Here is a 23,734-nt window from a genome sequence, read left to right as displayed (position 1 = left end):
GATGCACGCAACGGCACCCCAAGACCCGATCCTGCTTCTGGCGGGATTGGGCCGACGCTACGGCCAGAGCGACGTGGTCAAGGATATCGAGCTTGCGATCCCGCGCGGATCGTTCACCTCGATCCTCGGCCCGTCCGGCTGTGGAAAGTCGACATTGTTGCGGATGATCGGCGGCCTGACGCTGCCGACTTCCGGCCGGATCGAGATCGACGGCGAGGACGTCACCTACCTGCCGCCGCAGAAGCGCCCCACCAACACCGTGTTCCAGAGCCACGGCCTGTTTGCACATATGAGCGTGCGCGAAAACGTCGCCTTCGGCCTGTCGCTCGCCCGACGCCCGCGCGAGGAGATCGCCGAGCGGGTGGCCGACGCGCTGAAGCTGGTCAGGCTCAGCGGCTTCGAAGACCGCCCCGTCGATCGGCTGTCCGGCGGCCAGCAGCAGCGCGTGGCGCTGGCGCGCGCGCTGGTGATGCGCCCCAAGATCCTGCTGCTCGACGAACCGCTCTCCGCCCTCGACCTCAAACTGCGCCAGGCGATGCAGGAGGAGTTGCGCGCCATCCATCAGGACGCCGGCGGCACCTTCATCTTCGTCACCCACGATCAGGCCGAGGCCTTCGCGCTCGGTGACCGCCTCATCGTCATGAACAAGGGCCGGATCGAACAGGCAGGACCGCCCGGCGAGGTCTATGCGCGTCCGCGCAGCCGGTTTGCGGCCGAATTCGTCGGCGATGCCAATTTTCTGGCCGGCGAGCGCAAAAACGGGCGGGTCGCGCTCGCTATCGGCGTAGAATTCGACCTGGCCGGCCCGGACGGCCCGCTGCACCTCATGCTGCGCCCCGAGGCGGCGCGCCTGCACACCACCGACAAGGGCGGGCCCGAAGACGGCCGGCTCCGTGTCGCGGGCAACATTGTGGAGATCGTGGATCTCGGCCCATTCGCCCAATGCGTCCTCGAACTGGAAGGCGGGCACAGGATCGAGATTGCCGGCATCTCCAGAACCATGGTCGACGAGATCGCCGTCGGCGGCAGGGTCACGGCAAGCTGGCCCGAGGCCGCCATGGTCGACGTGGCGCCATGACCGGCGCACGCATACCCTCGCGTCGCCTGCGCGCCGTTCTGCTTGCCGCCCCCGCCTTCGCGATCCTGACGGTGCTGTTCGCAGTGCCGATGCTGCTGCTTTTCGTCGTGAGTTTCTGGCGCGTGCGCAATTTCGCGCTGACACCCGACATGTCCCTGGCCGCCTACGCCCGCGTCTTCGACACGTATGGCGACGTGCTCGTCTCGACGATGATAAACGGGGGCCTGACCGCGCTGATCTGCGTCGGGCTCGGCTTCCTGTTCGCCTATGCCGCACGCTTTCGCGCCGGCCGCTGGGGCGATGCCCTCATCCTCGTGGCGATCGTCACGCTTTTCGGCGGCTATCTGGTCAAGATCTACGCCTGGAAGGCGATCCTGAGCACGGACGGCTTCCTTAATGCCATCCTGATCGCGTCCGGGCTGAGCGCCCAGCCGCTCGACACGCTGCTCTACAATCGCGGCGCCGTGATCGTGGCGCTGGTGCACTTCCTGCTGCCCTTCGCCATCCTGCCGATCTACGGGCAGTTGCGCAACGTGAGCGACATCCAGATCGAAGCCGCGCACGACCTGGGGGCAAGCGGGCGCCAAACGTTGATGCGCGTCATCGTCCCGCAATGCAGAACCGGGCTGTTCGCCGCCTTCGCGATCTCGTTTCTCTACGCCGCCGGCGACTATATCACGCCACGCTTTCTGGGCGGCGGATCGGGCTCGATGATCGGCCAGTTCATCGCCCAGGAATTCTCGACCCGTTTCAACTGGCCCGCCGGCGCGGCGATGTCGTTCGTGCTGATGGCGGCGAGCCTGCTGGTTCTTGGGCTGGTGGGCGCCCTGTTCGTCAGGAGAAGACCGTCTTGAGACCGCTTGGCGCTGTCCTCTGGTTTGCCGTGATCGCGACGCTGGTGCTGTTCATGCTCGGCCCGCTGGCAATCGTCGTGGTGTTTTCGTTCAATTCCGGGGCGCTGGTCAGCCTGCCGCTGACCGGTTTCAGCCTCGACTGGTACCGGGCGCTGTTTTCGTCGGCCGAGTTCTGGGCCGCGTTCCAGAACAGTCTCGCGGTGGCGGTGCCGACCGCGTTGCTGGCAACGGTAACCGGCACGATGACGGCACTGGCCTTGACCCGCAAGAGTGCGGCGGCAAGCGTGCCGCTGCTGACGGCGCTTTCGGTACCGATCATGATCCCGCCGCTGGTCGTGGCGATCGGACTTGTCGTGCTTTACGTGCGCTGGCTGTCGGTGCCGCTCGGGCTCGGCGCCGTCATCGGCGGGCACCTGCTTTTGACCCAGCCGCTGGTCGCACTGGTCGTCAGTGCCCGCATGGCGAGCTTCGACCGGGTCGCGCTGGAGGCCGCGCGCGACCTCGGCGCGAGCCCGTGGCAGGCATTCCGGCACGTCACGCTGCCGCAGATCAGGGCCGCGCTCGTCGGCGCGGCGCTTCTCGCCTTCGCCATCTCGCTCGACGAATTCATCATCACGATTTTCACGATCGGGTCCGGCAACACGCTGTCGACCTTCGTCTGGGGCAAGATGCGTACCTCGCTCGACCCCTCCATCAACGCGATCGCCACCCTGCTTCTCGTCATCACGATCGGCTCGACCGCGATCGCATTGCGCATGACGCGTTATCGTGGCTGAACGAAATCCTGCCGCCGGCGCGCCGGCGCATCCGTGCCTTATCCGGCCTTGCGGGGAATCGCGGACCACGCGCTGTGGCGCTCCCCGACCCGCGTCAGCGCGCCATCAGCACCGGCACCGGCGGTTGCTCGAGCATGGATTTTGTGACTCCGCCGAACAGGCGCTCCCGCAGCCGGGAATGTCCGTAGGCGCCCATCACCATCAGCTCGGCATCCTTGTCGGTGGCGTGCCGCCGCAGGATGTCGGCAACCGAGCGTCCCTGGCTCGGCAACCGGTCGACGGTGACCTTGGCGCCATGGCGCGACAGATAGGTGGCTAGATCCGCGCCCGGCTCCTCGCCGTAGACCGCGTTCCCCGCCACCGGATCGACCAGCGCCAGCGACACCTCTTTTGCACCGACGATGAGATCGAGCGCCGCGCGCACGGCGCGCGAGGCCTCCGGACGCGCGTCCCAGGCGACGGTGACGCGCTCGGGCCGCAGGCTCGGCGTCACACCTTGCGGCACCAAGAGCAGCGGCGTGCCGGATGAAAACAGCACGCCTTCCAGCATCTTGTCCCACAAAGTGGGATTGTCGCGCAGCCCCGGCCCGGCCAGGACGAGATCGGCATAGCGGGCACGGCGGCCGATGGCGTCGTCGGCCCAGGCCTGCTCGACATAGTCGCTGGCGACATCGCCGGGAACCGGAAGCGCGGCAACCAGCTTCGACACGGCCTCGGTGCGCGCGTCAAGCCGCTCGGCATCCTCCTTGCGCTCCCTGGCCCAGACGTCCGACGCCATCGCGGCATATTCTCCGGCCGGCGGCGGGGCCGCGACGGCGAGCACGAGGACCGACAGATGGGCGTCAATTTCCCCGCACAATTCGGCGGCACGATGCAGGTCGTCGTCATTCGCCTCAAGCCCGGTGACAGCGAGTATCGTCTTGATGGTCATAATCGGTTCTCCATTCGCCGTTTCGGCATCCCGGCATGCTTTTCGGATCGATAGGCGTTCACACACACCCCGTCGTTGCGCTAGATCAAGCGGGCTCCGACGCCGGGTTCCAGGCGCAAGCTTGATCCTCATCAAGGCGTCACCTTAGCGCGCACCGCATGGTGATGCCGGTGGCCCGGAGCGGACCAGCGCGATAGACCGCAAACCACGAGGGCGGCCGAAATGAACGAGCAAGGCATGATCGATGAAGACGGGGCGCAGGATGCCGCGACCAGGTTTCTGTCGACGCCGGAAAGCTACGGGTTCGAAACCCCGGTCTCAGTGATCGAGACGCATATCTCGCGCATCTTTCTCGTCGGCGAACGCGCCTACAAGATGAAGCGGGCGGTGCTGCTGCCCTATGTCGATTTTTCCACGCCGCAGGCGCGGCTCGAGGCCTGTCGCAAGGAAGTGACGCTAAATTCACGCACCGCGCCCAATCTTTATCTGGGAACACGGCGTCTCACCGCAACCTCGGATGGCGGGCTCGAATTCGATGGCGACGGCGCGCTCGTCGACGCAGTGGTGGAAATGAAGCGCTTCGACCAGTCCTGCCTGCTCGACCGGCAGGCCGAGGCCGGCGAACTGACGCCGCAACTGATGCGGGACGTGGCGCGCACCGTCCTTCGTTTCCATGAGAGCGCGCCGGTCGTGCATGCCGGCGGCGGCGCCGACAACATCGCCGGCGTGCTGGACATCAACGAGGCGGGTTTTGCGACCAGTGCCCTGTTTTCGTCGCATACGGTCGCTGCGATCGGCAAACGCTTCCGCGCCGGGCTCGCCCGCCACGCCGCCCTGCTCGACGCCCGCGAGGCGGCCGGCAAGGTCCGCCGCTGCCATGGCGATCTACACCTGCGCAATATCTGCATGATCGACGGCGCGCCCCGCCTGTTCGACTGCATCGAGTTCAACGATCAGATCGCTACCGTCGACGTGCTCTACGATCTCGCCTTTCTCTTGATGGATCTATGGCATCGCGGGCATCGCGACCTGGCCAATCTGGTCATGAACCGTTATTTCGACACGCAGGACGAAGAGGACGGGTTCGTGCTGCTGCCGTTTTTCATGGCCGTGCGCGCTGCCGTGCGCGCCCATGTCACGGCGACCCAGTTCGAGGAAGGCGGCCGGAAAATCCGTGCACTCGCCGACGAGGCGCGGTCTTATTTCGACCTTGCCGGGGCTCTGCTGGAGGAGCCTCGCGCACGGCTGGTCGCGATCGGCGGGCTTAGCGGCTCGGGAAAAACCACGGTCGCGGAGGCACTCGCCGCCCATGTCGGCGCCCCTCCGGGAGCGCGCATCCTGGAGAGCGACCGACTGCGCAAGGCAATGTTCAACGTCGCCGCCGAGACGCGATTGCCCACAGAGGCCTACAGCGCCGAAAACTCCGCCAGGGTCTATGCCGGCATGGCCAGCCGCGCCCGCGCACTGCTCGCCGATGGCGGCACGGTCGTCGCCGATGCGGTGTTCGACCGGCCCGACGATCGCGCGCGGATCATGGAGTGCGCGCGCGAGACCGGGACGCCGTTTGCCGGCATCTGGCTGGAGGCCGGGGCCGCGCTGTTGCGACGTCGCGTCAGCGAACGATCCGCCGACGGCCCGTCCGACGCCACGGTCGCCGTGCTGGCCGGACAGCTGCAGCGCGCCCGCGACGATATCGAGTGGACCAGGATCGACGCCGCGAGACCGCCAGAGCGGATCGTCGCCGACATCCTCGCCTTGCCTGGCGCAGAGATCGGGCCGGAGCGCGACGGCGTGCGCACCGGAACGAGGGGATGACCACAGACCGCACCGCCGTAGATTGCCAATTCGGACCTGTCGGGGAACGTATGTGATGCAAACAAGACAAGCCGGGCGGACGACCGCCCTCGCCGTGGCACTTTTGGCGATGGTCGCCGTGGTGCCGGCGGCCGCGCAGAGCCTCGATCCGGAAAGCGCCTTTCGCGGCCGCCGGCTGGCCGAGACCAATTGCGCGCCGTGCCACGCCGTGGCGCAAATCGACGAAAGCGACCATCCCGACGCGCCGCCATTCAGACTCATGGCCAACCGACGACCGCTCGAAACGCTTGCGGCCGACATGCTCGGCGACCTTTTTCTCCGGCACGCGGTGATGCCGCAATTCGAGCCGGACGAGCGCCAAGTGAACGACATCGTCACCTATATGAGAAGTATCCAGGAATAGGCGCGGCCCGAACTCCGCGATAGAGCAGCCAGGACCGAGACTGTTCGTCGCCGCGCAAAGCGCGCTCTACCGCAGCTCCAGCGCGGCCACACACAGGCCCGGCTCGGTTTCGCTGGGCGCGACCGAAAACCCGAATTCGCGACACAGCGCGAGCATCTTTTCGTTGTCGGCGAGCACGTACCCCTCGATGCGGCGGATGCCCTCGCTGCGCGCATAGTCGACCAGCTGCGACAACAGCGCCCAGCCGAGCCCGCGCCCCTGCAGGTCGGTGCGCACGAGAAGCGCATATTCGGCCTTTTCCCTGTCGGGGTCCGCCGACAACCGCCCGACGGCGGCCAGCTCACCGGTGGTCGCGTCGAGCGCCACGAACGCCATTTCGCGCGCATAGTCGAGCTGGGTCAGCCGAACCAGCATCTGATGGGGAAAGCTCTTGCGCTGGGCGAGAAAGCGGAAACGGATGTCGTCTGGCGCGATGCGGGCCAGAAAGTCCGAATAAAGCGCGATGTCGGCCGGGCGGATCGGGCGAATGTCGTAGCGCGCGGGGCCGGCATCGATCCGCTTTTCCCAGCCGTCGGGATAAGGCCTTATCGCCAGCGCCGGATTGGGGCCAACCTCGTCGACGCGTCCGGGGTCGATCTCGACGCGGGCGTCGAGCGCGATCGTGCCGGCGGCGTCCGCCAAAAGCGGGTTGATGTCGATCGACACGATGCAGGGGAAATCGACAATCAGCTGCGACAGGCCCTTGAGCGCCGCCGCAATCGCCTCGCGATCGGCCGGCTTGCGGTCGCGATAGCCCGCCAGGAGGCGACCGATGCGGGTGCGCTCGATCAGATCGCCGGCAAGCACGCTGTCGAGCGGCGGCAGCGCGATCGCGGTGTCGTCCATCACCTCGACGGCGATGCCGCCGGCACCGAACAGGACGACCGGCCCGAAGATCGGATCGTTGCTCATGCCCAGAATCAGTTCCTGCGCATGTTTGCGCACCACCATCGGCTGGACGGCATAGCCCTGGATATCGGCCTGCGGCGCGTGCTGGCGAACCCGGCTCTCGATCTCGGCGGCCGCCGCGCCGGCCGCCTCGGGCGTGCTCAAATTGAGCACGACGCCGCCGACATCCGATTTGTGCGAGATCGCCTTCGACAACAGCTTCACCACCACGTTTTCGTTGTCCTGCAAAAGCCTGGCGGCCGCCTTGCCGGCCTCGGCAGGCGATCCCGCCACGACCGTCTCCGGCACGGCGATGCCGTAGGCGGAGATGACGGTCTTGGCTTCCGGCTCGGTCAGCATGCGCCGCCCCTCCCCGGCCACCGCGGCGAACACGGCCCGGACTTCATCGCCATTTTTTTCGACATTCTCGCCGCCGCTCGACGGCACGCGCATCAGGGCGCGCTGGGCGCGCGACCAGTCGCTGAGATAGGAAACGGCGGTGGCGGCGGCGGCCGGTGTCTCGAAGCTGGCAAGTCCGGCTTGCTGCAGGATGCGGCGGCCCTCGCGGGCGGTGTGATCGCCGAGCCAGCAGGTGAGAACCGGCTTGCCGTCGATCATGCCCCTGGTCGTCAGGCCGGCAACCGCGCCGGCGGCCTCGATCGGCGAGGCCAGGCCGGTCGGACAGTTGAGCACCATGACCGCATCGACGCCCGGATCGGCGGCGACCGCGGCGACCGCCGCGCGGTAACGCACGGCCGCGGCGTCGCCGATGATGTCGACCGGGTTGGCATGCGACCAGGTCTCCGGCAGGGCGGCGTTCAGTCGCTCGATGGTTGTGTCCGCCAGTGCGGCCAGTTCGCCCCGGCAGTCGACGAGTTGATCGACGGCCAGCACCCCGGCGCCACCGCCATTGGTGACGATGGCGACCCGCGCGCGTTCGAGCGGCGCGAAACGGGCAGTGGTCTCGGCAGCGTCGAAAAGATCGGCAAGGCTTTTCACGCGCAGGATGCCGGCCCGCTGCAGCGCGGCGTCGGCCACCCGGTCGGCGCCCGACAGCGCGCCGGTATGGGTGGCGGCCGCCTTGGCCGCGGCTTCGTGGCGGCCAGACTTGATGGCGATCACCGGCTTGACGCGCGCGGCCGCGCGCGCCGCCGACATGAATTTGCGCGGATTGGGGATCGTCTCGAGATACATCACGATCGCGCTTGTGTGCGCGTCGCCGGCCAGCATGTCGAGCCAGTCGCCGACATCGACATCGGCCATGTCGCCCAGCGAGACGATGTGGGAAAAGCCGAGATGGTTTTCCGCCGCCCAGTCGATCAGCGAGGTCGCGATCGCGCCCGATTGCGACAAAAGCGCGATATTGCCGGGCTTGGCCGCCATATGTGCGAAGCCGGCATTGAGCCGGGCCGGCGGGATCATCAGCCCGAGCGTGTTCGGCCCGATGATGCGGAAGAGATACGGGCGGGCCGCCTCGAGCATGGCCTGGCGCAAGCCGTTCTCATGCGTCAGCCCTGCGGTGATGACCACCGCGGCGCGCGTGCCCCTGGCGCCGAGATCGCCGATGATGCCGGGCACGGTCGCCGGCGGCGTTGCGATGACGCCAAGGTCGGGAATGCCGGGCAGATCGGCGACGCCGGCATAGCAACGCCGCCCGGCGACCTCGTCATATTTCGGATTGATCGGCCAGATCTCGCCCCGAAAACCGGCATCGACGATGTTTTGCAGCACCACGCGGCCAACCGACCCTTCGCGGACCGAGGCGCCGAAGACCGCAAGCGATTTGGGATGAACGGCGTTCTCGAGATTGCGGATGGTCACTGCGATGCTCCTTGGCGCTGGGCGATGCGGGCGGATTGCACGGCACATGCGCGCCGAGTGTCCGCTCTTACGGCATCCAGACTACCTGCTCGTGAATGATTCGCCAGAGGCGCGTTCTTCTTCTGCGCAAGCGGAGAACCACGCCTGAGTGGGTGAAGCGGACTGGGGCGCGGGTCAATGCCGAAAGACCATCGGGCAGATGTCCGTTGCGACGGGCATTTGGCGAAACCGCGGCGGCGGCGCAAGAACCATCCTCAACCCGCGCGGCCAAGACCCGCAATGACACCCAACACGAACCCGCTCGCCCGAGGGCCGGCGCGCCATTCGTCCAATTTATTGATTTCATTGGAAAAGTGGTGCCCAGGGGCGGAATCGAACCACCGACACGCGGATTTTCAATCCGCTGCTCTACCAACTGAGCTACCTGGGCACGGCCGACGATCGCCCGCCGGCCGGAGTGCTGAAGACCGGCGCGAACCAGCCCGAAAGCGCGTGGGTTATAGCACGAGTTTGATCCCTGTCCAGCGCCGCCGCAGGGAAAATTCGCAGGCGGGTACGAAGCCGTTTTTGAACGCCCGGCGGTGCCGCCGGACACAGGCCGGACAATGGCGCGCATCCGGGCGCGGGGCGCGCCGGATCACCGAAACGGCACGCGGCCCGGAAAGCGCGCATCGCCGCGACTGCATGATGGTCCAGGGCCACGCCCGGCACGCTCAGGACCAGCGTTGAGGGACCCGGCACGCCTCAGGAAGGACCGTCTTCGCCGTCGCCGGAGATGTCGGCGGGGTCGCCGGGGATGACGTAGCGGCCGGAAAGCCAGCGATTGAGATCGACGTCCTTGCAGCGCGTCGAGCAGAAGGGAAACGTGGGGCGCGCCGACGGCTTGCCGCATTCGGGGCATTTCGCGCGCGGCCTGAGCGGCGTCACCTTAAAACCGTCTGCAGTGTTCATCTTGATCTCAGCCGCCGCGCCTTCAAAACCGTGTCTTGCCCCGCCATATCGGATCGCGGGCGGCGGCGTCAAATCCGCCCTGCGTCGCCGGGCCGAAGCGTCAGGCGGTGTGCGCGCCCGAGAGCCAGGCGAAATGCACCTTGTAGCCCTCGCCGGTCAGAAGGTTGACGGTTTCGTAGAGCGGCAGGCCGACGACGTTGGAGTAGGAACCGACCAGCTTGACGACGAAGGTGCCCGCGAGCCCCTGCACGGCGTAGCCGCCGGCCTTGCCGCGCCATTCGCCCGAGGCGAGATAGCTTTCCAGTTCCTCGCGCGACAGCCGCTTGAAGCGCACCCTGGTCTCGACCAGTTTCTGGCGCGTCTTGCCGGACGGCGTCTTCAGGCAGATGCCGGTATAGACGCGGTGCGACCGTCCCGACAGAAGCCTGAGACAGTTGGACGCCTCGTCGAGCAATTCGGTCTTGGGCAGGATGCGGCGCCCGACCGCCACGACGGTATCGGCGGCCAGGATGAAGGCGCCCTCGAAGCCATCCTCCGCCGACAGGGCCGCATACGCCTTTTCCGCCTTGCTCTTCGACAGGCGCTTGGCCAGCGAACGCGGATGCTCGGCCTTGGCGGGCGTTTCGTCGATATCGGCGGGAAAGACGCGGTCGGGCTCGATGCCGGCCTGCTGCAGCAGTTCGATGCGTCGCGGCGACCCCGAGGCCAGCACCAGATTCTGGAATACGCTCATGAATGAACCGTCGGCACGCGGCGACCGCTACGGGCCGGGCGCTATTTGAAGCGGTAGGTGATGCGGCCCTTGGTGAGGTCGTACGGCGTCATTTCGACCAGAACCTTGTCCCCGGTCAGAACGCGAATGCGGTTCTTGCGCATTCGTCCGGCCGTGTGGGCGATGATTTCGTGTTCGTTTTCGAGCTTGACCCGGAACATTGCGTTGGGCAGCAATTCCGTGACGGTGCCCGGAAATTCGAGGACTTCTTCCTTCGACATTCGGTACCTTTTCTTGAGAGCATATGCAGCCGGCACCCTGGCGGGCCGCAGATCGCGCGGAACCTATATGATTATCCCGCGCTTGTGAACACGCTTATTGCGCCGGCGCGCCGGGGACGAAACGCTGGCGAATCCGGGCGTCGAGACGATCGCGCACCTCGCGATAGGCGGCGAGGATGGTTTCGCGCGATCCGGACACGATGGAAGGGTCCTGAGTCGGCCAGTATTCGACCGCCACCGACAGCGCCCTCGTTAGTTCGAGCGCGGCATGGTGGGCCTCGGGCGCCAGCGTGACGATCAGGTCGAAATAATCGTCCTCCAGATCGTCGAGCGTGCGCGGGGGGCGCTCAAGCGGCACCAGGCCGTTTTCGGCAAGCACGGCGTCGACGAACGGATCGCGCTCGCCGGCCCGCACGCCGGCCGAGGCCAAAAACACGTTGGCCGGCAACAGGGCGCGGGCGATGCTCTCGGCCATGGGCGAGCGGATCGCATTCATGCCGCACACGAATAGGATCGAGTTGGGCGCGACGCGTCCGGTGCCCGGGGACGGGCTGGCTGCGGGGGCGGCCGGCGCACTCAAGGACGCCCTCACCCACGCCAATGCAGCACGCAGATCAGCGTGAACAGCCGCCGCGCCGTATCGAAATCGACCTCGATCTTGCCCGCCAGCCGGTCCATCAATGTCTGCGAGCCTTCATTGTGGAGGCCGCGCCGCCCCATGTCGATCGCTTCGATCTGCGACGGCGTGGCGCTGCGGATGGCCTGGTAGTAGCTTTCGCAGATCATGAAATAATCCTTCACGATGCGCCGGAAAGGCGTCAACGACAGGATATGGGTGACGACGGCGGCGCCGTCCTCGCGCGACACCTCGAACACCAGCCGGGATTCGGCCAATGACAGGCGCAAGCGATAGGGGCCGCCGCCCTCGTCGCCGACGGGGCAGAAGCGGTTTTCCTCGATCAGGTCAAAAATCGCGACGGCGCGTTCATGTTCGACATCGGGCGTCGAGCGCCCAATCGATTCATCGAGGACGACGTCGACAAGGCGGGACGTGGTGCCGATGCCCTGTTCCACCGCCGCCTCACATATTGAGCCGGATGGCCACGGACCGGGCATGGGCGCCCAGCCCCTCGGCCTCGGCCAGCGCGATCGCCGCCGGCGCCAGGGCCCGCAACTGCTCCGACCCGAGTTTCAGGATCGAGGTGCGCTTGACGAAATCGAGGACCGACAGGCCGGAGGAAAACCGTGCCGAGCGCGCGGTCGGCAGGACGTGGTTTGAGCCGCCGACATAGTCGCCGATCACCTCCGGCGTATAGCGACCGATGAAGATCGCGCCGGCATTGCGCACACGCGCGGCAAAGGCTTCGGCGTCGTCGAAGGCAAGTTCCAGATGTTCGGGCGCGATCCGGTCGGCCAGCGCGACAGCCCGCTCCAGCGACGGCACGAGGATGATGGCGCCGAAATCGCGCCAGCTCGCCGCCGCGGTCTCGCCGCGCGTCAACTGCCTGAGCTGGCCGGCGACGGCGGTCTCGACGGCCGCCGCGAACGCCGCATCGTCGGTGATCAGGATCGACTGGGCTGCGGTATCGTGTTCGGCCTGGGCAAGCAGGTCGGCGGCGATCCATTCGGGATCGTTGTCACCGTCAGCAACGACCAGCACCTCGGAGGGGCCGGCGATCATGTCGATACCGACCTTGCCGAACACCTGGCGCTTGGCGGCCGCGACGTAGGCGTTGCCCGGCCCGACGATCTTGGCCACCGGCCGAACGGTTCGGGTGCCGTAGGCAAGCGCGGCGACCGCCTGCGCGCCGCCAAGGCGATAGACCTCCGATACGCCGGCCAGGCGCGCGGCGACCAGCACCAGCGGGTTGAGCACCCCGTCGGGCGTCGGCACGGTCATCACCACGCGCTCCACGCCGGCCACCTGCGCGGGCACCGCGTTCATTAGCACTGAGCTGGGATAGCTCGCCGTGCCCCCGGGCACGTAAAGGCCGACCGATTCCACCGGAGTCCAGCGCGAGCCGAGCTCGACGCCCAACGCGTCGGCATAGCGGTCGTCGGCCGGCAACTGGCGCCGGTGATGCGCCGAAATCCGGTCGCGGGCAAGCTCCAGTGCCTTGACCGTCTCCGGATCGGCGGCGGCAAGAGCGGCGTCGAACTCAGCCTCGCCGATGCGCAGCGTTTCGGCACACAGGGAGTTGCGGTCGAAGCGTTTCGTATAATCGATAAGCGCCTCGTCGCCGCGCGAGCGCACATCGGCGATGATATCGCGAACGGTCTGGTCGACATCGTCGGAAACCTCGCGCTTGGTTTCCAGAAAGGCCGCGAAGCGCGTCTCGAAATCGGCCTTTTGCGCATCGAGTGTGATTGCCATTGCCGGCCGTTCCTCAAATTCCGTGGCTGGGCCGGGCGCGCGCCTCCCAGGCGCCGCCAAGATCGGCCAGTTGCGCCTCGATGCACTCGACCTCAAGCCGCAGCACGCCGTCGCCAGCGAAGACCAGCTCGACCACCCCGCCCGGCGCGTCGCCCTCGATGAAGCGCAAGGCAAGCAGCGACAGGCCGTCGTCGGGCTTGTCGCGGGCGATGCCAGAGGACTTGACCGACAGGACGCGGGCGAAATGCAAGAGCGCGTTGCGGCGCTCGTTGCGCGGCACCAGCAGTTTCTTGGGCGCTTCCCATACGAACCGGTTCATCGGCAGCACGACCCGCCGTTCACGCGGCAGATAGTCAATGTCGCCGATCTTGAGCACCGCATCCTGGACATGGGCCGAGATGATGCGAAGATCGTCGGTGTCGAGCGCCACAAGTTTCAGAAAAGACATGGATATCGGCCCGGTTCCGGTCGGTGTGCCATTTCGCGCCTGTGTTAGGCGGTCTTGTCGGCAAGCGCAATCCGGTGCCGCGATTCCCGGCTGCGCCGGCGCCTGGACGACACGATCAGCTGGAAATGCGTTCAATCTCCGCGCCGCAGCGCGAGAGCTTTTCTTCCAGCCGCTCGAAACCACGGTCGAGATGATAGACCCGATTGACCGTGGTTTCTCCCTTTGCTGCGAGACCCGCGATCACGAGCGACACCGAGGCGCGCAGGTCGGTCGCCATGACGGGCGCGCCGTTCAGTTGCGCCACCCCCTCCACGATCGCCGTCTGCCCCGACAGGCTGATCTGGGCGCCGAGCCGGGCCAGTTCCTGGACATGCATGAAGCGGTTTTCGAAAATCGTCTCGGTGATGCGCGAGCGTCCCTCGGCGCGGGTCATCAGTCCCATGAACTGCGCCTGCAGATCGGTCGGAAAGCCGGGGAACGGCGCCGTTGCGATGTCGACCGGCGCAATACCGGCCCCGTTGCGGGTCACGCGGATGCCCTCGTTGGTGGTGTTGATCTCGGCGCCGGTGCGCGCGATGGCGTCGAGCGCGGTTTCCAGAAGGTCGGCGCGCGCGCCTTCCAAAAGCACGTCGCCGCCGGTCATCGCCACCGCCATCGCATAGGTGCCGGTTTCGATCCGGTCGGGTATGACGCGATGGCGGGCCCCCGACAACGCGCTCACGCCCTGGATCAGGATCGTGTCGGTTCCGGCGCCGGAGATGCGTGCGCCCATGGCGTTGAGGCAATTGGCCAGGTCCGCGACCTCGGGTTCGCGCGCGGCGTTTTCGATCACCGTCTCGCCCCTGGCCAGTGACGCCGCCATCATCAGCACATGGGTGGCGCCGACCGAAACCTTGGGAAATTTATAGCGTCCGCCGGCGAGCCCGTTCTTGGCGCGGGCCACGACATAGCCATTGTCGATGTCGATTTCGGCGCCGAGCGCGCGCAACCCGTCGATGAACAGATCGACCGGCCGCGTGCCGATGGCGCAGCCGCCCGGCAGCGACACGCGCGCCTCGCCGATGCGCGCCAGCAAGGGGCCGATCACCCAGAAGCTTGCCCGCATCTTGGAAACCAGCTCGTAAGGCGCGGTGGCGTTGACGATGTTGCGGGCGGTGAAGTGGATGGTACGCGAATAGCCGTCGCTCTGGCTTTCCCGGCGCCCGTTGACCGAATAATCAACGCCGTGATTGCCGAGAATGCGGATCAGCTGCTCGACATCGGCCAGATGCGGGACATTTTCCAAAGTCAGCGTATCGTCGGTCAACAGCGCGGCGATCATCAGCGGCAGGGCCGCGTTCTTTGCGCCGGAAATGGGGATCGCCCCGTTCAAGGTGTTGCCGCCGACGATCCTGATCTTGTCCATTAAACCCGCTTTCGGCGCGCCTGCGCCTGCTGGTGTTGCTTTCTTGAGGGGCCGGTCTATGCCAGCCGGCCGCCCGGTTCAAGAAAATCCCCGCAAAACGTCTAACCGGCAAAAAGGCCGAAATCGGGCGGTGCGCCTATTGTCCGTCGTCCGGCGCGGCCTCTCCGCCGCTTTCTGCGCTCGCCGTATCGAGGCCGTCGGGGCGCTGATCGGCCTCGCCGGCGCGTCGCGCGCGCGCCTGCGCCTTGCGGCGGGCGAGATTGGCGCGCAACTGCCCGGCAAGCCGCGCCTTTCGCTCCGCGCCGTCGTCCTGCTTTTGCGTCTTGTCGGCCATCGTCTCCCCGGCCCTATGTCTATCGTTCGCTCCAGAAATACCCCGCCCGGGGCCTGGCGATCAACCGCAACGGAAACCGACCGCCTGAAACGCTTTGCGGCCCTGTCAAAAATGGCGCCGGCCTGCTTGCGCTTGCCGGTCCGATATGCCAGAAGTCCGCCGCGTCGACCGGACTGCTGCCGTAGCTCAGGGGTAGAGCACTCCCTTGGTAAGGGAGAGGCCGAGAGTTCGAATCTCTCCGGCAGCACCAGACACATGGCTTCCCTTGGTCCCGGGCTTCTTGTCGTGTTGTCTCCGGCCGCAGCCGAAGGCCAGCGCGCACCGGACCCCTCTTTCCAGAAAAACGTGCCAGAAAACGAAAAAGGCCGGGGCGAACCCGACCTTTCTCCACTGCCTCGACACCCCGCCAGTACATCCGTGGTCGGCGATGGAAGCAATCAGCTTCCAAACTATATAGGTATGGTTAGCGAAATGTGAAGCCCCGGCCGAACAAGCTGAGCGGTGTCAGGCCGCGGAATTCTTGCGCGAGAGGTCGTCTTCCCAGGCGAGTGCGGATTCCACGATTGTGTCGAGATCGTCGAAGCCTGGCGCCCATTTGAGTTCCTTGCGGGCGCGCGCGGCATCGGCGATGACGCTGGCGAGGTCGCCCGGGCGACGCGCGGCCTCGCGGACCGGAAAGTCGCGGCCGGCGATCTTTCTGGCGCTTTCGATCACCTCGCGCACGGAATAGCCATGGCCGTAACCGCAATTGGCGATCAGGCTTCCGCCGCCGGCGCGCAGGCGCTGCAGGGCGAGCCGGTGCAGCCGCACCAGGTCGCTGACATGGATGAAGTCGCGCACGCCGGTTCCGTCCCTGGTATCGTAGTCGGTGCCGAAAACGTCGACATGGCTGCGCTTGCCGAGCGCGGCCTCGCAGACGACCTTGACCAGATGGGTGGCCCCCGCCGTCGACTGCCCCGCGCGGCCCTTGGGGTCGGCGCCGGCGACGTTGAAATAGCGCAAGGCGGCGTAGTCGAGCGGATGGGCGATGGCAACGTCGCACAGGATCTGCTCGACCATCAGCTTCGACATGCCGTAAGGCGTTTGCGGCGCGACCAGCGCGTCCTCGCCGAGCGGCTCGACGCCGCCCGCCGCATAGACCGCGGCGGTCGACGAAAAGATGAAATGGCGCACGCCACCGTCGACGGCGCTCTCGATCAAAGCCCGTGACTTGCAGGTGTTGTTTTCGTAATAGGCCAGCGGCCTGACCACGGAGTCGGGAACTACTACCGACCCGGCGAAATGGATCACCGCATCGATGCAGTGCGTCGCGATCACATGCCGCACAAGCGCCGAATCCGCGACGTCGCCCCGGTAAAACACCGCCTCGGGGGCAACGGCCCATTCGAAACCGCTGGCCAGATTGTCGACGACGACGACATCCTCGCCGTGGTCGAGCAACTCCCAGACCATGTGACTGCCGATATAGCCGGCTCCGCCGGTGATGAGCACCGCCATCGCCCTACCCCCGTTTGGCTCGACTGTGTGTCCGGGCAGCATCGGCAGTGGCGCAGCGGCGCGCGGACGGGCCGCCGCACGCTAGGGAAAACCCGCGAGTCAACAATACGCCAAAACCTGAATGCAGCGCGGTCATCGCGTATCATGCGCAGCTTTGCCCTAGCGGAAGGTTAAGATCGGTCCGCGTCAGAGCCCGGCGGCACCCGGGTCGACTGGAAAGCAGCGTTCGCGGAGGCCGCTACCGCTTCACGATCCAGTCCGCAAGCCGTGCGGCGGCTTCCTCGACATGGTCGAGGCGCCGGTGGAAGCACAAGCGGAAAAACCCTTCGCCGCCGGCGCCGAACGCCGCGCCCGGCGCCAGACCGACATTGGCTTCGTCGATGATGTCGAGCGCGGCGCGGTGCGAATCCGTCACCCCGTCGATACCGAAGAAGAGATAAAACGCGCCTTCGGGCACCGCCAGTTGCACCCGCCCGGTCGCCGTCAGTGCGCGGCAGACCCGATCGCGGGCGGTGCGCGCGCGTTCGACCTGTTCGTCCACGAAGGCGTCGCCTTGTTCCAGCGCCGCGACCGCGCCGCGCTGCAGGAAATGCGGCACGCCGGAATTGGAATATTGCACCAGATTCTCGAACACCTGCTGCAACTGCGGCGGAATCCGCACCCAGCCGATCCGCCAGCCGGTCATCGCCCAGTTCTTGGAAAAGCTGTTGACGAACAGGATGCGCTCGTCGGCCTCCGTCACGTCGAGGAAGGACGGCGCGCGCGCGCCGTCATAATGGAAGCGCGAGTAGATTTCGTCGGCGATCAGCCACAGCCCCTTGCGGCGAGCGATGTCACGTAGAAATTCCAGCGTCGGCCTGCCGGCGGTCCATCCGGTCGGGTTCGCCGGCGAATTGACGAACACGGCGCGGGTACGCGGGGTGATCGCGGCCTCCAGCCGGGCGAGGTCGAGCGTCCAGCCAGTGTCCGAGAAATCGAGCTCAACCGGTATCGCACGCGCGCCGGCGATCTCGGCGGCTGCGGCGAAATTCGGCCAGGCAGGCGCGATGTAGACGACCTCGTCGCCGTGGCCGGCGACCGCCTGCAGCGCAAGCAGGATGGCGTGCATGCCGCCGCCGGTGACGATGAACTCCTCGTCGGCGAAGTCCGCGTCGAACCGGCGCCGGTAATAGGCGGCGAGCGCGGCGCGCAGCTCCGGGATGCCGCGCTGCCAAGTGTAAAACGTGTCGCCGCCGCGCAGGCTGTCGACGGCCGCGTCGCAGATGAAACCGGGCGTGGCCAGATGCCCTTCCCCGACCCAGAGCGGGATGAGGCCCGGGCGGCCACGTCCGTGCCCGATCACGGCGGTGATGCCGCTTTCAGGCGCGCGCCGCGCTTCGTCGCGCAGGTGATGAAAAAGCTCCGACAACACGACCGGCTCCGGCAAACAATCGACCAAACCGGCGCGGCAAGTCCTTGCGCCGCGCCCAATGCGCCAAATCATGGCGGCGGCTGTCTCGCCGCCGTGATCGTCTTGCTGCTGTCGCACGGGCTGTCGCGAAAACCGCCCAGGTCGGTTCGCCGCCCGCACAACCTCCTTCCCGCCGCGCCTATTTGCCGTTGGCCAACAGGTCGCGGATCTCGGTGAGCAACTTCACGTCGGCCGGAGGCGCCGGCGGCGGCGCGGCTTCCTTTTCGGCCTCCAGCCGGCGCCGCAGATTGTTGACCGCCTTGACCATCAGGAAGATGATCCAGGCCAGGATCAGGAAATTGAGCAGCACGGTGATAAAATTGCCGTAGGCGAGCACCGCGCCCTGCTCGCGCGCGGCGTCCAGCGTCGCGGCGGTGACGCTCGACGACAGCGGCACGAAATAGTCGGAAAAGTCGAAGCCGCCGAAGATCGCCCCCACGATCGGCATGATGATATCGTCGGTCAGCGATTTCACGATCAGCGCGAACGCACCGCCGATAATGACACCGACGGCAAGGTCCATGACGTTGCCCTTGGCGACAAACTCCTGAAATTCCTTCAACATATGCGGTTCTCCTAGCCCGACAATCCCCCGACCGCGCGACCGCGCCGCCAACGGTGACTATACCGGCAGGCGGCACAAAGAAAATGCCGGCGGCGGTACAAAATCGGCGCAATTGCCACCACGGCAGGGTGGCTGTGCCTCCAAAGCATCAATTGCAATTTCGCCGCCGCGGTGAAACGCTGCCGAACATGGTCGCACGACGGGGACGGGAGGTGGAACGTCGTTGAGCGGTTGGGTCGTCGTCATCATCGCCATAGCCTATGTCACCTTGCTGTTTGCGATTGCCAGCATCGGCGACCGGCGCGCCGCCAATCGCGACCCGATGCGCTCGCGCCCGATCATCTATGCGCTCAGCCTGGCGATCTATTGCACCTCGTGGACCTTTTTCGGCTCGGTCGGTCTGGCGAGCGAGCGCGGGTTCGAGTTCATCGCCATCTATATCGGCCCGACGCTGGTGTTCCTGTTCGCATTTCCGCTGCTACGGAGGATCATCCGCCTGTCGAAGGCCGAAAAGATCACCTCGATCGCCGACTTCCTGTCGGCGCGCTACGGCAAAAGTTTCGCGGTTGCCGCGCTCGCCACGATCATCGCCACCGTCGGGGCGGTTCCCTATATAGCCCTGCAGTTGAAGGCCATCTCGGGCTCCGTCAGCCTGATGGTCGAACACTATAACGGCGCGCCGCCGTCCATCGACCTGTTTCTCGGCGACATCTCGCTGCTGGTCGCGCTGCTTCTGGCGCTGTTTGCGGTCCTGTTCGGCACACGCCATTCCGACGCGACCGAACACCAAGACGGGCTGGTGCTGGCGGTCGCGGTCGAATCGGTGGTCAAGCTTGCCGCCTTCCTGGCGCTCGGCGTCATGGTGACGTTCGTCTTGTTCGGCGGCGCCGGCGGGCTGATCGCAACGGCCGCCTCCGATGCCGGGGTCCACGCGGCGCTGGCCTATCCGACCTCGCTTGCCACCTGGTTCGTACTGACGGGGCTGAGCGCGTTTGCCATCATCATGCTGCCGCGCCAGTTCTACGTGATGATCGTGGAAAACCGCAGCGAGACCGAACTGCGCCGGGCGAGCTGGGTGTTTCCCGCCTATCTTGTCGCGATCAACCTGTTCGTGCTGCCGATCGCGTTTGCGGGGCTGGCCGTCGTCGGCGAACAGACGAGCGCGGACCTCTACGTGCTGTCCGTACCGCTGATGAGCGGCCAAAATTTGCTGGCGATGGTCGCCTTTATCGGCGGGTTGTCGGCAGCCACGGCCATGGTCATCGTGGCGAGTGTGGCCTTGTCGATCATGATCTCCAACGATCTCGTCATTCCCCTGATGTTCCGCCGGCTTCTGACGCATGGACGGCGCGAGCACGAGGACTGGACGACCGTCATCCTCAACGTCCGGCGCGCGGCGATCTTCTGCATCCTGTTCGTGGCGTTTCTCTATTACCGGGAATCGACCTACAACACGCGCCTGGCCTCGATCGGGCTGATGTCGTTCGCCGCCATCGCCCAGTTCGCCCCATCCTTCTTCGGCGGGTTGTTCTGGCGCGGCGCCAATGCGCGCGGCGCCCTGATCGGCATGACGGCCGGCATAGTGACCTGGTTTTACACACTCTTGTTGCCGTCGATCGCGCCGCCCGACACCGCCATCATCGTCAACGGGCTGTTCGGTCTGGAGGCGTTGCGCCCGCAGGCGCTGTTCGGCGTGGAGGCGGAGCCGCTCAATCACGGCACGTTCTGGAGCCTGCTGCTCAACACGATCGGTTTCGTGTTCGGCTCGCTGTCGCGGCAGGCCGTGCCGCTGGAGCGTATCCAGGCCTCGATCTTCGTGCCGCGCGATGTCAGTCCGATGCCCAGCCTGCGCCGCTTTCGCACGGCGGTCACGGTCAACGACCTGAAGGACACGATTTCGCGTTATCTCGGCGTCGAGCGCACCGAACGCTCCTTCGAGAGCTTCGCCCGCTCGGAGGGCCGGCGGATTTCAGGCAACGAACAGGCCGACATGGCGCTGATCCGCTATTCCGAGCAATTGCTGGCCAGCGCCGTCGGATCGTCGTCGGCGCGGCTGGTCCTGTCGCTGCTTTTCCAGCGCAACGACCCCTCGGCCAAGGACGCCTACCGCCTGCTGGACGACGCCTCCGAAGCGCTGCAGCACAATCGCGACCTGCTGCAGATCGCGCTCGACCAGATGGAGGAGGGGATCACGGTCTTTGACCGCGATTTCCGGCTGATCTGCTGGAACCGGCAATTCCGAACCCTGTTCGACCTGCCCGACGAGCTTGGTCGCGTGGGTGTATCGCTCGGCCAGGTGATCGACGCGCTCGCCAGTCGCGGTGATATCGCCGATGGCGCGGAGGCGACCACGATCGACCGATTGACGCGTTTCGGCAAACCCTGGCAGATCGAGCTTCTGACCAGCGGCCGCATCATCGAAGTGCGGTCGAACCCAATGCCGGATGGCGGGATCGTCGCCACCTATGCAGACATCACCCAGCGTGTGCGCGCCGACCTGGCGCTCAAGGCCGCCAACGAGACGCTGGAGCAGAGGGTCGCCGACCGCACGGGCGAACTGATGCGGGTCAACGAGGAACTCGCCCAGGCGCAGATGCTGGCCGAGGAGGCCAATCTCGGCAAGACGCGGTTTCTGGCCGCCGCCGGCCACGACATCCTGCAACCGCTGAACGCGGCGCGGCTTTATTGCTCCTCGCTGCTCGAGCGGGCCAATGAGGAGCCGGTATCGACCGCGGCGACAGCGATCGAATCCTCGCTGGAATCGGTCGAGTTCATCCTCGGCGCGGTGCTCGACATCTCCCGTCTCGATGCCGGCGCCATGAAACCGGCGGTCAGCGCCTTCCGGCTCGACGGGCTGATGCGCCAGATCGGCACCGATTTTCTGCCGCTTGCCCGGGAAAAAGGCCTGGATCTGCGCATCGTGCCATCCTCGCTGACCGTAGCCACCGATCGCAATCTCATGCGTCGCCTGCTGCAGAACCTGGTATCCAACGCGATCAAATACACACGCAGCGGCACCGTGCTGGTCGGCGCGCGGCGGCGCGGCGGGCTGGTCGAGATCCAGGTGCTCGATTCGGGTATCGGCATCCCAGCCGATCAACTCAACACCGTTTTCCGGGAATTCCACCGCCTCGACGCCGGCGCGCGCGAAGCGCAGGGCCTGGGGCTTGGTCTTTCGATCGTCGACCGTATCGCGCGCGTGCTTCGGCTGGAAATCAGAATCGGCTCGCATCATGGCCGCGGCACGGTCTTCTCCGTGATCCTGCCGGTGGCATCGGCCGTGGCGGCGCCGGTGTCGACGCTGCAAACCGGCGAGCCGCGCACGGGCTATTCGCTGGCCGGGCTGCGCGTGTTGTGCATCGACAACGAAACCCGCATCCTGGACGGCATGCGCCTGCTGCTCGAAGGCTGGGGGTGCGACGTGACGACGGCAACCGGGCTGGCCGCCTATCGCGGCTCCGGCAGCGCCGAGCGCGGCGCGCCCGACGTTATCCTGGCCGACTACCACCTCGACAATGATGACGGTATCGCCGTCGTCAAGGCGCTGCGCAAGCTGCACAAGGAGACGATCCCGGCCATATTGCTGACTGCGGATCGCTCCGCCGACGTCCGCGACCAGGCAACCGAGGTCGACGTGCCCGTGCTCAACAAGCCGATCAAGCCGGCGCAATTGCGCAGCCTGCTGGCCCGCTGGCAGCGGATCAGCCCCGCGGCCGAATAGGTCCCTAGTTCTCCGGCGCGAGCAGGGCGTCCGCCCCGATCCGTGCGAGCTGGATGACAGCCTGCGTGCGGCTGTCGACATCGAGCTTTTGCAGCACGGCTGACACATGGGCCTTGATCGTCGCCTCCGACACGCCGAGCTCATAGGCGATCTGCTTGTTGAGGAGCCCGTCGGCCAGCATGTTGAGCACGCGCGCCTGCTGCGGGGTCAACGATTGCAGGCGCCGGATCAGGTCGAAGATTTCGGGATCCGATTCAGGCCCCAGCTCCTCCTCGCTCGGAGCCGAAACGCCGCCCTCGAGCACCGTCGTCACCGCCTTGCGTATCTCGTCCATGCTGGCGGATTTGGAGATGAAGCCGGATGCGCCGAGTTCGAGGGCCCGACGGATCGTGTCGGTGTCGTCACGCGCCGACACGACCACGACGGGGACGACCGAGTTGATGGCCCGGAGCGCAACCAGGCCGGACAGGCCGCTCGCCCCCGGCATGGTCAGGTCGAGCAGCAGCAGGTCGATATCGTCGTGCCCGGATACGGCCGCCTTGGTTTCCGAAAAAGTGCCCGCTTCGAGGATGGTGATGTCCCGGTCCATCGACATGAGCGCCTGTTTCAGCGCGCCACGAAACAGCGGATGGTCGTCCGCGACAATGAACGTATAGGCTGAAGACAACCGCCCGGCCCTCCCTGTCTCCGTTTCCTTGTTCGAACGGATGACACGCCGATTATGCGAGGATGACACGGCATTTCAAGCCGTGCGACCAATCCGGAGACCGAAGGGTGGGCCACAGGCCTTGCCGGGCGGGCCGAAAGACAAGCGGCGCAATGGTTTGCCGTTGCCCGTCGCCCGATTGTGATTTGTACCAACTGCGCGAAATCCTGCATTGTCGGGATCGTCTCGGAATTGCGGACCACGCAGATGGAGCCGATTCGTCAGGTCGCCATGGTTTGCATCGGCCGCGCCGTCATGTTCGGCGCGATCGCGATCGCGCTCATTATGCTGTCGTTTTCCTTCAATCCGGCGCTTGCCTTCCGCTCCGGAGCGATTACCACCATGGTCATGGCCGGCATCCTGACCTTCAAGGCCGCGGCCGCCCCCTCGCAAAACCCCAATCGAACCGAGGTCTGGCTCAATCTCGCCGAGCAGTTCCGGCCGCGTAATCCTCAGGCCAGGCTGGCCTTCCTGAAAATCCTGCGCGAGGTCTACGGCCGTTTCGCCCGCGCCAGTTTTCTTGTCGCCTGCGGGTTCTTCGCGGTTTCGGTGGGATTGGTCGCGCTGGGTTTCGACACGCGCCCGTTCGCACCGGAAACGCCCTTCGCAGGCCGGGTCGCCCCGTAGCGCGCATCTATCGCCGGGCTGCTCGTGCCGAGCGGCCGCCGGCGCCCGCGTTCGTCAA

Annotated in this window: 22 protein-coding genes and 2 tRNA genes; 8 read left to right on the top strand and 16 right to left on the bottom strand. The window is 66.3% G+C overall.

The genetic code is table 11. The features are described 5' to 3' along the window. The first annotated feature begins 1 nt into the window (after position 1). From ACT2B0_RS02675 to ACT2B0_RS02665, 3 genes are read left to right on the top strand one after another with little or no spacing between them, the layout of a single operon-like run. Positions 2–1,078: an ABC transporter ATP-binding protein gene (locus ACT2B0_RS02675; protein ID WP_106572253.1), complete on the top strand. Its 1,077-nt coding sequence runs from the start codon at positions 2–4 to the stop codon at positions 1,076–1,078. After that, on the top strand, positions 1,075–1,932 hold the full coding sequence (locus tag ACT2B0_RS02670) for an ABC transporter permease (protein ID WP_473461158.1): 858 nt from the start codon (positions 1,075–1,077) through the stop codon (positions 1,930–1,932). The genes ACT2B0_RS02675 and ACT2B0_RS02670 overlap by 4 nt, the downstream gene beginning before the upstream one ends. Then, entirely contained in the window at positions 1,929–2,708 is a 780-nt protein-coding gene (locus ACT2B0_RS02665) for an ABC transporter permease (protein WP_473461155.1), read from the top strand. Before ACT2B0_RS02670 ends, ACT2B0_RS02665 begins: the two co-directional genes overlap by 4 nt. Before the next feature lie 94 nt (positions 2,709–2,802). Here ACT2B0_RS02665 and ACT2B0_RS02660 read toward each other — a convergent pair whose 3' ends face one another. Beyond that, complete coding sequence (locus ACT2B0_RS02660; RefSeq protein WP_473461152.1) at positions 2,803–3,639, bottom strand: universal stress protein; 837 nt, start codon at positions 3,637–3,639, stop codon at positions 2,803–2,805. Between the two features lie 222 nt (positions 3,640–3,861). On the opposite strand from ACT2B0_RS02660, the gene ACT2B0_RS02655 reads away from it, so the two are divergent. Further along, positions 3,862–5,454 carry a bifunctional aminoglycoside phosphotransferase/ATP-binding protein gene (locus ACT2B0_RS02655; RefSeq protein WP_473461150.1) on the top strand — a complete coding sequence of 531 codons (1,593 nt, stop codon included), beginning with the start codon at positions 3,862–3,864 and terminating at the stop codon, positions 5,452–5,454. Positions 5,455–5,509: 55 nt separating this feature from the next. Continuing rightward, complete coding sequence (locus tag ACT2B0_RS02650) at positions 5,510–5,857, top strand: c-type cytochrome (protein ID WP_473461148.1); 348 nt, start codon at positions 5,510–5,512, stop codon at positions 5,855–5,857. 66 nt (positions 5,858–5,923) lie between these two features. On the opposite strand, the gene ACT2B0_RS02645 is transcribed toward ACT2B0_RS02650, so the two are convergent. From ACT2B0_RS02645 to ACT2B0_RS02595, 11 genes are all read right to left on the bottom strand, one after another. Further along, the gene (locus tag ACT2B0_RS02645) at positions 5,924–8,605 is read right to left on the bottom strand and encodes a bifunctional acetate--CoA ligase family protein/GNAT family N-acetyltransferase (RefSeq protein WP_473461146.1); all 2,682 of its coding nucleotides are present in this window, start codon (positions 8,603–8,605) and stop codon (positions 5,924–5,926) included. 354 nt (positions 8,606–8,959) lie between these two features. Further along, a tRNA-Phe gene (locus ACT2B0_RS02640) sits at positions 8,960–9,035 on the bottom strand. Between the two features lie 314 nt (positions 9,036–9,349). Beyond that, on the bottom strand, positions 9,350–9,556 hold the full coding sequence (gene yacG / locus ACT2B0_RS02635) for a DNA gyrase inhibitor YacG (RefSeq protein WP_348332088.1): 207 nt from the start codon (positions 9,554–9,556) through the stop codon (positions 9,350–9,352). A gap of 100 nt (positions 9,557–9,656) precedes the next feature. Further along, positions 9,657–10,289: a Maf-like protein gene (locus ACT2B0_RS02630; RefSeq protein WP_348332085.1), complete on the bottom strand. Its 633-nt coding sequence runs from the start codon at positions 10,287–10,289 to the stop codon at positions 9,657–9,659. Between the two features lie 41 nt (positions 10,290–10,330). After that, the gene (infA, locus tag ACT2B0_RS02625) at positions 10,331–10,549 is read right to left on the bottom strand and encodes a translation initiation factor IF-1 (protein WP_106572222.1); all 219 of its coding nucleotides are present in this window, start codon (positions 10,547–10,549) and stop codon (positions 10,331–10,333) included. Between the two features lie 94 nt (positions 10,550–10,643). Then, positions 10,644–11,054 carry an arsenate-mycothiol transferase ArsC gene (locus ACT2B0_RS02620; RefSeq protein WP_473466216.1) on the bottom strand — a complete coding sequence of 137 codons (411 nt, stop codon included), beginning with the start codon at positions 11,052–11,054 and terminating at the stop codon, positions 10,644–10,646. Positions 11,055–11,137: 83 nt separating this feature from the next. After that, the gene (locus tag ACT2B0_RS02615) at positions 11,138–11,665 is read right to left on the bottom strand and encodes a UPF0262 family protein (protein ID WP_473461143.1); all 528 of its coding nucleotides are present in this window, start codon (positions 11,663–11,665) and stop codon (positions 11,138–11,140) included. Next, positions 11,631–12,923 carry a histidinol dehydrogenase gene (gene hisD / locus ACT2B0_RS02610; protein WP_473461141.1) on the bottom strand — a complete coding sequence of 431 codons (1,293 nt, stop codon included), beginning with the start codon at positions 12,921–12,923 and terminating at the stop codon, positions 11,631–11,633. The genes ACT2B0_RS02615 and hisD overlap by 35 nt, the downstream gene beginning before the upstream one ends. A 13-nt stretch (positions 12,924–12,936) precedes the next feature. Then, entirely contained in the window at positions 12,937–13,371 is a 435-nt protein-coding gene (locus ACT2B0_RS02605; protein ID WP_473461139.1) for a DUF2948 family protein, read from the bottom strand. A gap of 115 nt (positions 13,372–13,486) precedes the next feature. Beyond that, the gene (gene murA, locus ACT2B0_RS02600; protein ID WP_473461136.1) at positions 13,487–14,776 is read right to left on the bottom strand and encodes a UDP-N-acetylglucosamine 1-carboxyvinyltransferase; all 1,290 of its coding nucleotides are present in this window, start codon (positions 14,774–14,776) and stop codon (positions 13,487–13,489) included. A 136-nt stretch (positions 14,777–14,912) separates the two neighbouring features. Then, positions 14,913–15,110: a hypothetical protein gene (locus tag ACT2B0_RS02595; RefSeq protein ID WP_473461133.1), complete on the bottom strand. Its 198-nt coding sequence runs from the start codon at positions 15,108–15,110 to the stop codon at positions 14,913–14,915. A 175-nt stretch (positions 15,111–15,285) separates the two neighbouring features. On the opposite strand from ACT2B0_RS02595, the gene ACT2B0_RS02590 reads away from it, so the two are divergent. Then, positions 15,286–15,360, top strand: a tRNA-Thr gene (locus tag ACT2B0_RS02590). 254 nt (positions 15,361–15,614) lie between these two features. Here ACT2B0_RS02590 and galE read toward each other — a convergent pair. The 3 genes from galE to mscL all read right to left on the bottom strand — a co-directional run bounded on the left by galE (position 15,615) and on the right by mscL (position 18,622). Continuing rightward, complete coding sequence (gene galE / locus ACT2B0_RS02585) at positions 15,615–16,607, bottom strand: UDP-glucose 4-epimerase GalE (protein WP_473461131.1); 993 nt, start codon at positions 16,605–16,607, stop codon at positions 15,615–15,617. Between the two features lie 238 nt (positions 16,608–16,845). Next, positions 16,846–18,018, bottom strand: a complete 1,173-nt coding sequence (locus ACT2B0_RS02580; protein WP_473461128.1) for a pyridoxal phosphate-dependent aminotransferase — start codon at positions 18,016–18,018, stop codon at positions 16,846–16,848. Positions 18,019–18,196: 178 nt separating this feature from the next. Further along, positions 18,197–18,622 carry a large conductance mechanosensitive channel protein MscL gene (gene mscL / locus ACT2B0_RS02575; protein WP_473461125.1) on the bottom strand — a complete coding sequence of 142 codons (426 nt, stop codon included), beginning with the start codon at positions 18,620–18,622 and terminating at the stop codon, positions 18,197–18,199. Positions 18,623–18,845: 223 nt separating this feature from the next. On the opposite strand from mscL, the gene ACT2B0_RS02570 reads away from it, so the two are divergent. Next, complete coding sequence (locus ACT2B0_RS02570; protein ID WP_473461122.1) at positions 18,846–22,343, top strand: hybrid sensor histidine kinase/response regulator; 3,498 nt, start codon at positions 18,846–18,848, stop codon at positions 22,341–22,343. A gap of 4 nt (positions 22,344–22,347) precedes the next feature. On the opposite strand, the gene ACT2B0_RS02565 is transcribed toward ACT2B0_RS02570, so the two are convergent. Further along, positions 22,348–23,010: a response regulator gene (locus ACT2B0_RS02565; protein ID WP_473461119.1), complete on the bottom strand. Its 663-nt coding sequence runs from the start codon at positions 23,008–23,010 to the stop codon at positions 22,348–22,350. Positions 23,011–23,256: 246 nt separating this feature from the next. Here ACT2B0_RS02565 and ACT2B0_RS02560 point away from each other — a divergent pair, with 246 nt between their 5' ends. Further along, complete coding sequence (locus tag ACT2B0_RS02560; protein ID WP_473461116.1) at positions 23,257–23,676, top strand: hypothetical protein; 420 nt, start codon at positions 23,257–23,259, stop codon at positions 23,674–23,676. Positions 23,677–23,734 lie beyond the last annotated feature (58 nt).

Source organism: Nitratireductor sp. J20-h4, assembly GCF_056780505.1.
This window is presented reverse-complemented; position numbering and strand designations above follow the sequence as displayed.